Consider the following 11062-nt stretch of genomic DNA (forward strand, 5'->3'; position numbering starts at 1 on the left):
CCCTAGGGTGGATCCCTGACACGGGGTGCCCACGAGGGCTGAGATGAGACCCGTCGCACCTGATCCGGTTCGCACCGGCGGAGGGATGTCACCATGAGCGCTGCGCGCCCGTCCATCGACGAGATCACCGGGACGGGGACCGCCTCGGCGGACCTCCTCCACCGGCTGCGGGAGCGCGTGCCGCTCGTGCAGTGCATCACCAACCAGGTCGTCACCGGCTTCACCGCGAACGTCCTCCTCGCGCTGGGCGCCGCGCCCGCGATGACGGACGTGCCGACCGAGGCGGGGCCGTTCGCCGGGATCGCATCGGGCGTGCTGCTCAACCTCGGCACGCCGCACGCGGAGCAGCGGGAGGCCGCCGTCGAGGCGGCCCACGCGGCGCGCGAGGCGGGGACGCCGTGGGTGCTGGATCCCGTGGCCGTCGGCGCCCTGCCGGTGCGCACGCGGCTCGCGCACGAGCTCGTGGCGCTGTCGCCGACCATCGTGCGCGGCAACGCCTCGGAGATCATCGCGCTCGCGACCGGCGGCGCGGGGGGACGCGGTGTCGACGCGACCGACGAGGTCGAGGCCGCGCTCGACGCCGCGACGCTGCTCGCGCGCACCTACGGCACGGTCGTCGCGGTCTCCGGCGCGGTCGACCACATCACCGACGGCCGCCGCGTCGTGCGCGTGCACACGGGCGACGCGCTCCTCACCAAGGTGACGGGCGGCGGCTGCGCGCTCGGCGCCGTGATGGCGGCGTTCGCGTCGACGGATCCGGATCCGCTGCGGGCCGCCGTCGCCGCCACGAGCGTGTACACGATCGCCGCGGAGATCGCCGCCGAGGGCGCACGCGGGCCGGGATCCTTCGCGGTCGCGCTGCTCGACGCGCTCGACGCCGTCACGCCCGAGCTGGTCGCCCAGCGCGAGCGCCTCTCGTGAGCGGCATCGACCTCTCCGTCTACCTCGTCACCGACCCCGCTCTCTGCGGCGAGCGCGGCGTGCCCGCGGTCGTCGCGGCGGCGGTCGCGGGCGGGGCGACGGCCGTGCAGATCCGCGACAAGCACGCGAGCGCGGCCGAGCTGCTGGCGACGGTGACGGCCGCCGCAGACGCGATCGACGCGCACGCGGCTGCGCATCCCGGAGCGCCCCGGCCGCTGCTCCTCGTCGACGACCGCGTCGACGTCGTCCTGGCGGGCCTCGCCCGCGGCGTGCGCGTGGACGGCGTGCACGTCGGCCAGTCCGACGTCCCGGCCGACCTCGTCCGCGGGATGCTCGACGCGGCGAGCCCCGCTCGCCGTCTCGTCGTGGGCCTCACGGCGAACACGCCGGCGCACGTCGAGGCGGTGCGCGCGCTCCCCGCCGGCACGGTCGACTACCTCGGCGTCGGCGTGATCCGCCCCACCAGCACCAAGCCCGACCACCCGGCCCCGCTCGGGCACGACGGGTTCGGGATCATCGCGGGCCTCTCGCCTGTGCCGTGCGTCGCGATCGGCGGCGTGGACGTGCGCGACGTGGACGCGATCGCGGCGGCCGGCGGCGCGGGCACGGCCGTCGTGTCGGCGATCTGCGCGGCCGAGGACCCCGAGGCGGCGGCGCGCGAGCTCGTCGCGGCGTGGACGCGGGTGCGCGGCGGCGGGTCCGCGGTCGAGGGCGGCGCGGCCGATGCCCGTCCTGCGGCCGGATCCGCGTCCGACTCCGACTCCGGCTCCGGCTCCGGCTCCGGCTCCGGATCCGACGAGGGCACCGCGCCGACCCCGGGCACCGCGGCCGACCCCGCGCGCGTCCCCCGCGTCCTCAGCATCGCGGGCACGGATCCCACGGGCGGCGCCGGCGTGCAGGCCGACCTCAAGTCCATCGCGGCGAACGGCGGCTACGGCATGGCGGTCGTCACGGCGCTCGTCGCGCAGAACACGCGGGGCGTGCGCGAGATCCACGTGCCGCCCGTGGCGTTCCTGCGGGCGCAGCTGGACGCGGTCTCCGACGACGTCGTGATCGACGCCGTGAAGATCGGCATGCTCGGATCCGCCGCGGTCGTCGACGAGGTCGCCGACTGGCTGCGGGCCGTGCGGCCCCCGGTCGTGGTGCTGGATCCGGTGATGATCGCCCAGTCCGGCGACGCCCTCCTCGACGACGACGCGACCGACGCGCTCCGTCGCCTGCTGCCGCTCGCGGACGTCGTGACGCCGAACCTGCCGGAGCTCGCCGCGCTCCTCGGCGAGTCCGAGGCCGACGGCTGGGAGGCCGCGCTCGCGCAGGGGCGGACCCTCGCCGCGCGGCACGGCGTCCGCGTGATCGTGAAGGGCGGCCACCTCCGCGAGGACGACTGCCCGGACGCGCTCGTGACCCCGGACTCGAACGGCGCGGACGCGACCGTCGACGTGGTCGACGGCCCGCGCATCGCCACGACCAGCACGCACGGCACCGGCTGCTCGCTCTCCAGCGCGCTCGCGACGCTGCATCCGCGCCGCGGCGACTGGCTCGCCGCGCTCACGGAGGCGAAGGCGTGGCTCACGGGATCGCTCGTGCACGCGGAGGACCTCGACGTCGGCGCGGGCGCCGGCCCGCTCGACCACCTGCGCGCGCTGTGGGACGCCGCGGGCACCCACGCCGGATCCGTCTCCGCGGAGATGTGGGCGGGATCCGCGGACCTCCGCCGCGAGATCGACGAGCTCGCGTTCGTCCGCCGACTCGGCGACGGCAGCCTGCCCGAGACGTGGTTCTCGCACTACCTCGCGCAGGACGCGATCTACCTGCGCGCCTACTCCCGGGTGCTGGCGCGGGCGAGCCAGCTGGCGCCGACGCCGGACGCGCAGGTCGCGTGGGCGCGCTCGGCGGCCGACGCGATCGCGGCGGAGTCGGCGCTGCACGAGGAGTGGCTGTCGCGGCATCCCGCGCCCGCGGTCGCGGGTCCCGTCACGCGCGCGTACGTCGACCACCTGCTCGCGCACGCGGCCGGGAGCGACTACGCGGTGCTCGTCGCGGCGCTGCTGCCGTGCTTCACCATCTACGCGGACGTGGGCACGCGGCTCCGGGCGGCGGGATCCGCGGCGGAGGCGGCGGGGTCCGCGCACCCGTACGCGGCGTGGCTCGCGACGTACGCGGATCCGGCGTTCGCGGCCGCGACCCGGCGCGCGTGCGAGCTGGTCGACGAGGCCGCCGTGCTCGCGGGTCCGTCCCGGCGCGCGGCGATGCTCGAGGCGTCGCTCGTCTCCGCCGCGTACGAGCGCGACTTCTTCCGCGCCCCGGAGGCGCTCGGCTGAGCCTCCGACGCGGATCCGGCCGGATCCGCCCCGGCCTGGGGACGCCCCGGCCCCCTCCCAGCCGCACCCGCGGGAGGATGCCCGTGCCCCGACGCGAACACCCGCGCCGGGGCTCCCCGTTCGACGACCCGGGCATCCCGCGTGCCCGACAGAGAGGACACCGCATGCGCGTCCAGGCCGAGACCCTCGCCGTCACGATGCCCGACCACCAGTTCACGGGCGAGGTCCGCCTCCGCTGGCTCTCCACCCCGCAGACCGCCGAGCAGCGCGCGGTCGTCGCGGCCGTCACCTTCGCGCCGGGCGCCCGCACCGTGTGGCACTCGCACCAGCTCGGGCAGACGCTGCACGTCACGTCCGGCATCGCCCGGGTGGGCACGCGCGGCGGCCAGGTCGTCGAGGTCGGGCCCGGCGGATCCGTGTACATCGAGGCCGGCGAGGAGCACTGGCACGGCGCCACGGCCCACGCGCCCATGGAGCACATCGCGGTGCTGGAGGACGGCGACGACCCCGTCTCCGCGACCGGCTGGGGCGAGCACGTGACCGACGAGGAGTACCTGACGCCCGCGGCCCCCGCCTCCGTCGCGACGCCGACCGCCACCCCGGCGGCCGCGCACCACGTGCCGCTCGGCACGCCCGTGCTCGTGCACGCCCTCCGCTACACGGCCATGTACGGCGAGAAGCCCTTCGACGAGGCGCTGCTCGTGTACCTCGACAACGGCTCCTACAAGATCCTGTCGCCCGGCGAGGAGCACTACGGCAGCTACGTCTCGGCGGCCGAGACGGGCGTCGTGCCCCGGCACGTCGCGTTCCTGTCCTGGCCGTCGGACGACTGGCACCGCAACGTCGCCAGCCACACGCTCACCTTCTCGGACGACACGGGCGCCTTCATCCAGTCGCTCGTGCTCCCGGGCGATGCGGTGCCGCGCGCGCAGCACGGCTTCGCGGAGGTCGTCGCGGATCCCGAGCGCGTCGACATGACCGCGTCGTGGGACGCCCTGCGGGTCACGCACGCGGCGGCCTTCGAGAAGCTCGCCGAGCGCGTCCGGCAGCGCTGACGTCACGGGGCGGGCCGCGGCCCGCCCCGGCGCTACGCTCGATCCACCGCGAGCGCCCCCTGCCCCTCCTCCGTGGGGGCGCGCGGCCCACCCGAGCGCCCCGGAGGCCACGACCATGACCACCACCACGTCCCGGCCCACCCGCGCCCAGCGCCTCGACGCCCTCCCCTGGACCCGCGCGCACTCCCGCATCCTCGGCGGCAGCGGCGTCGGCTGGGCGCTCGACGCGATGGACGTCGGCCTCATCTCCTTCGTGATCGCGCAGCTCGCGGTCGTGTGGAAGGCGGACGCCGGGCAGCTCGGGTTCGTCGCGTCGGCCGGGTTCCTCGGCATGGCGATCGGCGCGAGCGTCGGCGGGCTCCTCGCCGACCGGCTCGGCCGGCGCCAGGTGTTCGCGCTCACGCTGCTCGTCTACGGGCTGGCGACGGGCGTCTCCGCGCTCGCGATGTCGGTGGGCGCGCTCATCGCGCTGCGGTTCGTCGTGGGCCTCGGGCTCGGCGCCGAGCTGCCCGTCGCGTCGACGCTCGTGAGCGAGTTCGCGCCCGCGCGGATCCGGGGGCGCGTCATCGTGATCCTCGAGTCGGCCTGGGCCGTCGGCTGGACGGCCGCCGCGCTCATCGGCTACCTCGTGATCCCCGCGAGCGACGACGGCTGGCGCTGGGCGCTCGCGCTCGGCGCCGTGCCCGCCGTGTGGGCCATCGTCGTGCGGCTGCGCCTGCCCGAGTCGGTGCGGTTCCTCGAGGCGAAGGGCCGGCACGCGGAGGCGGAGCGGGTGGTGCGCGGCCTCGAGTCGGCGGCGGGGGCGGATCCCGTGACGGACGCCGTGACCACGGACGCCCCGGCGGAGGCCACGGCCGGAGACGACGCCGATGCCGCCCCCCGCGAGCGCCTCTTCGGCGCCCGCCTCCGCCGCCGCACGCTGTCCCTCTGGATCGTGTGGTTCTGCGTCAACTTCGCCTACTACGGCGCCTTCATCTGGCTGCCCACGCTGCTCGTCGCGCAGGGCTTCTCGCTCGTGCGCTCGTTCGAGTACACGCTCCTCATCACGCTCGCGCAGCTGCCCGGCTACGCCGTCTCGGCCTGGCTCGTGGAGAGGTGGGGGCGGCGCGTGACGCTCGCGGTCTTCCTCGCGGGATCCGCCGTGTCGGCCGGTCTCTTCGGCACCGCCGACGACGTGACGACGATCCTCGTGTTCGGCGCGCTCATGTCGTTCTCGAACCTCGGCGCGTGGGGCGCGCTCTACGCCGTGACGCCCGAGCTGTACCCGACCCGCGTGCGCGCGACGGGTGCCGGGAGCGCGGCGGGCTTCGGGCGCCTCGCCTCGATCGTCGCGCCGCTGTGCGTCCCGCCGCTCCTCGCGCTGGGCGGTGTCGCGCTGCCGTTCGGCGTCTTCGCCGCGGTGTTCGCGCTGGCCGCGGCCGCCGCGCTCACCCTGCCGGACCTCCGCGGGGCCGCCCTCGAGGACTGAGCGGGCGGATCCGGTCGGTACGCTCGGGAGTCCCGACCCGAGGAGCCGCCATGGTGCCCATGCTCGTCATCGTCCCCGTCATGGTCGTCATCGTGATCCTCATCGCCTTCGCCGTCATCGGCACCTCCCGCTCGAACCCCACGCAGGACGCGCAGGACGCCGTCGCCCGCGAGCGCCGCGCGGCCCGGAAGGCCGAGCGGGCGCGTCGGAAGGCCGAGCGCGGCTGATCGGCGCTGGGGAGCGTCCGCACCCCGCGCCCGTCCGCCGTGCATCCTGGGCGGATGACCTCCTCCCCCGGACGACGCGCCCTCCGCGACGCGGCGATCATCACGGCGTTCGTCCTCGTGTCGCAGCTGGTCGTGGTGCCGCTGGTCGGCGGAACCCCGACGTCGGACCATGTGGCCTCGGCGCTCGTGAGCGCCGTGCTCGTCTTCCCCGCCACCTACCTCATCGGGCGGGCGGGCGAACGGCGACGACGACGGGACGACTAGCCCACCGCACGCACGACGCTCCCGCGACCAGCAGGTCGCGGGAGCGTCGTCACGTCGTGCGGATCGCGTCGACTACGCCGCCAGCGCCTCCTCGAGGAGGTGCGAGAGCGCGTCGAGCTGCACGGACGTGGATCCGGCCTCGTCGAAGTCCTCGCCGTCGAGCGCGCGCGCCGCGAGGCCCGCCTTGCTGTCGATGAGCTCGGCGATCTTCGCGTCGATGGTCTGCGCCGCGATGATCCGCCACGCGGTGACGGGCTCCTCCTGGCCGATGCGGTGCACGCGGTCGATGGCCTGCGTCTGCTCGGCACTGGTCCAGCTGAGCTCCGCGAGCACCACGTTCGACGCGGCCTGCAGGTTGAGGCCGACGCCCGCCGCGGTGAGCGAGCAGACCACGACCTGGACCTCGGGGTCGTTCTGGAAGGCGTCGATCGCGTGCTGGCGCGCCGCCGGGGTCTGGTCGCCGCGGATCGACACCGAGCGGATGTCGCGCTTCGCGAACGTGGCCTCGGCCTGGTCCATCACGTCGACGTGCTTCGCGAAGAACACGACCTTGCCGACCGAGCGCGCGAGCTGCGCGGCGTAGTCGGCCGCGAGCACGGCCTTCGCCTGGCCGATGCGGCGGACCATCGTGAAGACGTTCTCGCCGGTCTTCTGCGCCTTGGCCTCGTCGAGCTCGGACTGCGCCACGAGCCGGATGAGGTGCGCGCGCTCCGCGGCCGGTCCGTCGAGGACGTCGGGCACGGTCGTGCCGCGGGCGCCGACGAGCGCCGTGAAGCGCTTGACGAGCCGCGCCGCGAGCTCGCGCTCGGCCTGGCGGATCGAGCGGCCCAGGTCGTCGTCGAGCTCGACGGGCAGGTCGGCGATGCGCTTGGACGGCAGGTCGGTCGCCACGTCGATCTTGCGGCGGCGGACGATGCCGAGGTCGATGACCGCGCGCCGCGCCTCCGCGAAGAAGCCGGGATCCGCGGGCGTGAGGCCCGCCTCCTCCAGCTCGCCCATGAGGACCGACGTGGGCTTGTCGCCGTCGATCCAGCCGAGGAACTGCCAGATGGCGCGGAAGTCGTCGATGTCGTTGATGAGCGGCGTGCCCGTGAGCGCCATGAGCAGCGGCGCGGACTGGCGCTGCCGGATGCTCTCGGCGAGCGCGAGCACGAACTTCGAGCGCTGCGACTGCAGGTTCTTGATGAAGTGCGCCTCGTCGACGACCATGCCGCGGAAGCCGAGCGTGCGCAGCCAGCCGATGTGGCGGTCCAGCACCTCGTAGTTGACGATGACCACGTCGGCGAACGCGTCGAGCCCGAGGCCGTCGCCGTGGATCACGGTGGCGCGGCGGTGCGGCGTCCAACGCTCGACCTCGCGCTTCCAGTTCATCTTGACGACGTTCGGGACGACGACGAGCAGCGGGTACGCGTCGGCGACCGACGCGGCGAGCAGCGCCTGCGCGGTCTTGCCGAGGCCGGGCTCGTCGGCGAGCAGGAACTCGCGGTGGCCGAGGCGCACGCTCTCGAGGAAGCGCGCCTGGTGGCGCATGAGCTCGAGGCCGTGCGGCGAGAGGCGGTCGATGCGCGGGCTCTCGGGCAGGTCCATGCTCGCGATGCCGCCGCCGGCGCCGTACTCGAACGACTTGAACAGCGGGCCGAGCAGCTCCCAGTTCGCCAGCAGCCGCGTGGGCGGCGCGGCGGGCGCGGGCCGGTCGAGGTCCGGCTCGAGGAACGGGTTCGCGAGCACGCGGGCCTTGACCGACGGCGGGACGACCTGGCGCTCGTGCAGCTTGGCGAGCGCGGGATCCTCGGGCTCGGGCTCCGGCTCCTCCTCCACGACCATCTCCACGCCGCCGTCGAACAGCATGTGCTTGCGCATGGCGCGGGCGGTCTCGGAGAGCTTGGCGTCGGGATCCAGCAGCGGCAGCACCGAGGTGTCGCGCGCGGCCGTGCGGGCGAGGATGCTCGCGATGCCGTCGAGGCGCTTCAGGGTCTCGGCGCGCTCGGAGTCGCTGAGCGGGGTGGCCGGGTCCTTCGCGTGCGTGCGCTCCTCGCGCATCAGCACCGCGATGACCTGGAACTTCGTGCGGTTGACGGGCTTCAGCTTGCCGCGCTGGGCGGCCTGCTCGATCTCGCGCACGGCGCGCGCCAGCACGGGGATGAGCCCCTCGTTGTCGATCGTGCGCGTGCGGGCGGAGGACCGCCGCTGGCCGGTGCGAGCCATGCAACTCCTTGTTCACTGCCGGGGCCAGGCCGCGCCTGCGCTCCCGGATCGGAAGGACGTAAGCCCGTCGCGCACGGTGACGCGTGCGGTCGGACGGTGGCGAGGGGACCTTCCTCGAGCAACCGGGGTTCCGGGTCGGGGGTGGGATGCGGGTCCGCCGCCTGCGCCCGGCCGCCTCGGGGAGGACGGGCACAGGAGGAGTTTAGGGCACGGCAGGCCCGCGATGCGCCGCCGTGCGCGGCGCGGCCCGGCCCGGTCGGCGCGGGCGCCCCGGCCTAGGCTGGATGCATGACGGATCAGGCGACACCCACCGGTACCAACGAGGCGGGCGCCCCCGGCCGCTACGTCGAGGAGGGTGAGTTCACCCGCGACACGAACTACATCGAGGACCGCATCCTCCGCGACGGCTCGCAGGGCTGGCCCGTCGAGGCCGGCCGCTACCGGCTCGTCGCGGCGCGCGCGTGCCCGTGGGCGAACCGCTCGGTGATCGTCCGCCGCCTGCTCGGCCTCGAGGACGCCATCTCGCTCGGCCTCCCCGGCCCCACGCACGACGCCCGCAGCTGGACCTTCGACCTCGACCCCGACGGGCGCGACCCGGTCCTCGGCACCGAGCGCCTGCAGGAGTCGTTCTTCGCGCGGTTCCCCGACTACCCGCGCGGGATCACGGTGCCCGCGCTCGTCGACATCCCCTCCGGGCAGGTCGTCACGAACGACTACCCCCAGATCACGCTGGACCTCTCCACCGAGTGGACCGAGCACCACCGCGAGGGCGCGCCGGACCTCTATCCCGAGCACCTGCGGGCCGAGATCGACGAGGTCGCCGACCTCGTCTTCCGCGACGTGAACAACGGCGTCTACCGCTGCGGGTTCGCCGGATCCCAGGAGGCGTACGAGAAGGCCTACGACCGGCTCTTCGCGCGGCTCGACTGGCTGGGCGACCGCCTGTCGACGCAGCGCTACCTCGTGGGCGACACGATCACCGAGGCCGACGTGCGCCTGTTCACCACGCTCGCGCGCTTCGACGCCGTCTACCACGGGCACTTCAAGTGCAACCGGCAGAAGCTCGACGAGATGCCCGTGCTGTGGGCCTACGCGCGCGACCTGTTCCAGACGCCCGGGTTCGGCGACACCATCGACTTCGTGCAGATCAAGCAGCACTACTACCTGACGCACACCGACATCAACCCGACCCGCGTCGTCCCCGTCGGCCCCGAGACCTGGGGCTGGCTCGAGCCGCACGGGCGCGAGGAGCTGGGCGGCCGCCCGTTCGGCGACGGCACCCCTCCCGGCCCGGTCCGCGAGGACGAGCGCGTGCCCGAGGGCCACGGCGCCGTGCCGCGCGGCGTCCGCGAGACGCGTCCGTCGGAGGCGCCCGCCTCCGTCTCCGGGTCGCCGGTGCCCGGATCGGCCGGCGCCGGATCCGCGGGTCGCGCCTGATGGCCGCGCGCACCACCGCGGCGTCCGTCACCGCGCGCCGCCGGATCCTCGGCATCGCGATCCGGCACGTACCGGCCGTCGCGCGATCCCTGCGCGGGACGCCCGCGGCGGGCACGCGCGTCGTCCGGCGCTCGGCCGGCGAGCAGGGCCTCCCCCTCGACATCGCCGTCTGGACGCCGCCCGGGCACGACCGCTCGGCGACCGGATCCCCCGTGCTCGTCGTGCTCGCGCGGCACGACGGCGACTGGCTCCCCTCCACCCTCGCGAAGGACCTCCGCGCGGTCGTCGTGGCCATGGCGCCCGACGATGACGCGCAGGCGCTCGCGGGCCTGTCCTGGATCGCCTCGCACGCGGCCGGCTGGAACGGCACGCCGGAGCGCCTCGGGATCCTCGGCGACGGCCCGGGCGCCGACCGCGCGCTGCGGATCACCGCCCTGGCCCGCGACGCCGATGGGCCGGCCGTGCTGCGGCTCGTGCTCGTGAGCCCGTCCGGCGACGTGCCGACCGGGCAGGCGTCCGACCGGCAGGGCCACGGGCTGGACCGGCTGCCGGACGCGCTCGTGCACGTGGGCGCCGCGGACGAGCGGATCGACCACGTCGTCGAGGGCGTCGCGGCGCTCAAGGCGGCGGGGGCGAAGGCGCGGCTGGTGCGGATCCCCCGCGCCGACCAGGGCTGGCTCGCCTACCCGGCCGCGGATCCGGCGCTCGCGCGCCGCTCGCTCGACGAGATCGTCGCCTACCTGCGCCGCGGCCTCACCGAGGAGCGCGCGTTCGGGGTCGGCCCGGCGTAGGCGCGTCCTCCACGGGCACCTTCACGAGGATCCCGGCCGCGATGAACACGATCGCGGCGACGTACTGGAGCGACTGCCACGTGACCGCCTCGACGGGGATCACGGCGACGGGGTTCCACATGACCGCGACGGCCGCGAGCAGCGCGGCGCTCCACCAGCTGCGGGCGCGCACCGAGAACACGATCATGATGAGCGCGAGGATCGCGACCGCGAACCGCACCACCGTGAAGAGGTCGCCGTCGATCACCGCGAACCCGGCCAGCAGCACGATGGCGCCGAGGAGCCCGGGCGCGAGCGACGGACGGGTGAACGCGGGGGCGGCGGGGGTGCGGGTCACCCGGCCAGTCTGCCAGCGCGCGCCGGGATCTCCCCC

The 11062-nt window shown here is 75.1% G+C and carries 10 protein-coding genes and 1 riboswitch; of the genes, 8 read left to right on the forward strand and 2 right to left on the reverse strand.

The window, feature by feature from the left end:
• Positions 1-11 precede the first annotated feature (11 nt).
• A riboswitch (TPP riboswitch) is annotated at positions 12-103 on the forward strand.
• The 6 genes from thiM (at position 94) to ACMT9T_RS13550 (ending at position 6256) form a co-directional block, all read left to right on the forward strand.
• The gene (thiM, locus tag ACMT9T_RS13525) at positions 94-921 is read left to right on the forward strand and encodes a hydroxyethylthiazole kinase (protein WP_414746038.1); all 828 of its coding nucleotides are present in this window, start codon (positions 94-96) and stop codon (positions 919-921) included. It overlaps the preceding riboswitch by 10 nt.
• A complete protein-coding gene (gene thiD, locus ACMT9T_RS13530; protein WP_414746039.1) occupies positions 918-3242 on the forward strand; it encodes a bifunctional hydroxymethylpyrimidine kinase/phosphomethylpyrimidine kinase in 2325 nt (774 codons plus the stop codon). Before thiM ends, thiD begins: the two co-directional genes overlap by 4 nt.
• A 164-nt stretch (positions 3243-3406) precedes the next feature.
• The gene (locus ACMT9T_RS13535; protein ID WP_414746040.1) at positions 3407-4297 is read left to right on the forward strand and encodes a cupin domain-containing protein; all 891 of its coding nucleotides are present in this window, start codon (positions 3407-3409) and stop codon (positions 4295-4297) included.
• Positions 4298-4412: 115 nt separating this feature from the next.
• The gene (locus ACMT9T_RS13540; RefSeq protein WP_414746041.1) at positions 4413-5765 is read left to right on the forward strand and encodes an MFS transporter; all 1353 of its coding nucleotides are present in this window, start codon (positions 4413-4415) and stop codon (positions 5763-5765) included.
• 50 nt (positions 5766-5815) lie between these two features.
• Complete coding sequence (locus ACMT9T_RS13545) at positions 5816-5992, forward strand: hypothetical protein (protein ID WP_414746042.1); 177 nt, start codon at positions 5816-5818, stop codon at positions 5990-5992.
• 54 nt (positions 5993-6046) lie between these two features.
• Positions 6047-6256, forward strand: a complete 210-nt coding sequence (locus ACMT9T_RS13550) for a hypothetical protein (RefSeq protein ID WP_414746043.1) — start codon at positions 6047-6049, stop codon at positions 6254-6256.
• Positions 6257-6328: 72 nt separating this feature from the next.
• Here the strand turns inward: ACMT9T_RS13550 and ACMT9T_RS13555 are convergent, their stop codons facing one another.
• Positions 6329-8461 carry a DEAD/DEAH box helicase gene (locus tag ACMT9T_RS13555; protein WP_414746044.1) on the reverse strand — a complete coding sequence of 711 codons (2133 nt, stop codon included), beginning with the start codon at positions 8459-8461 and terminating at the stop codon, positions 6329-6331.
• A 288-nt stretch (positions 8462-8749) separates the two neighbouring features.
• Between ACMT9T_RS13555 and ACMT9T_RS13560 the strand changes: the two genes are divergently transcribed.
• Positions 8750-9898 carry a glutathione S-transferase family protein gene (locus tag ACMT9T_RS13560; RefSeq protein ID WP_414746045.1) on the forward strand — a complete coding sequence of 383 codons (1149 nt, stop codon included), beginning with the start codon at positions 8750-8752 and terminating at the stop codon, positions 9896-9898.
• Positions 9898-10689: an alpha/beta hydrolase gene (locus tag ACMT9T_RS13565; RefSeq protein WP_414746046.1), complete on the forward strand. Its 792-nt coding sequence runs from the start codon at positions 9898-9900 to the stop codon at positions 10687-10689. Before ACMT9T_RS13560 ends, ACMT9T_RS13565 begins: the two co-directional genes overlap by 1 nt.
• Here ACMT9T_RS13565 and ACMT9T_RS13570 read toward each other — a convergent pair.
• Complete coding sequence (locus ACMT9T_RS13570; RefSeq protein ID WP_012038813.1) at positions 10652-11026, reverse strand: DUF6804 family protein; 375 nt, start codon at positions 11024-11026, stop codon at positions 10652-10654. The two genes, ACMT9T_RS13565 and ACMT9T_RS13570, sit on opposite strands and share 38 nt — an antisense overlap.
• Positions 11027-11062 lie beyond the last annotated feature (36 nt).

The organism is Clavibacter vidaverae, from assembly GCF_047529985.1.
Taxonomy (GTDB): domain Bacteria; phylum Actinomycetota; class Actinomycetes; order Actinomycetales; family Microbacteriaceae; genus Clavibacter; species Clavibacter nebraskensis_A.

Bases quoted from the DNA above. Each gene is read 5' to 3' on its own strand.
- ACMT9T_RS13545 (WP_414746042.1), top strand. From the start codon at position 5,816: ATGGTGCCCATGCTCGTCATCGTCCCCGTCATGGTCGTCATCGTGATC.
- thiM (WP_414746038.1), top strand. From the start codon at position 94: ATGAGCGCTGCGCGCCCGTCCATCGACGAGATCACCGGGACGGGGACC.
- ACMT9T_RS13555 (WP_414746044.1), bottom strand. From the start codon at position 8,461: ATGGCTCGCACCGGCCAGCGGCGGTCCTCCGCCCGCACGCGCACGATC.
- ACMT9T_RS13560 (WP_414746045.1), top strand. From the start codon at position 8,750: ATGACGGATCAGGCGACACCCACCGGTACCAACGAGGCGGGCGCCCCC.
- ACMT9T_RS13540 (WP_414746041.1), top strand. From the start codon at position 4,413: ATGACCACCACCACGTCCCGGCCCACCCGCGCCCAGCGCCTCGACGCC.
- ACMT9T_RS13565 (WP_414746046.1), top strand. From the start codon at position 9,898: ATGGCCGCGCGCACCACCGCGGCGTCCGTCACCGCGCGCCGCCGGATC.
- ACMT9T_RS13535 (WP_414746040.1), top strand. From the start codon at position 3,407: ATGCGCGTCCAGGCCGAGACCCTCGCCGTCACGATGCCCGACCACCAG.
- ACMT9T_RS13550 (WP_414746043.1), top strand. From the start codon at position 6,047: ATGACCTCCTCCCCCGGACGACGCGCCCTCCGCGACGCGGCGATCATC.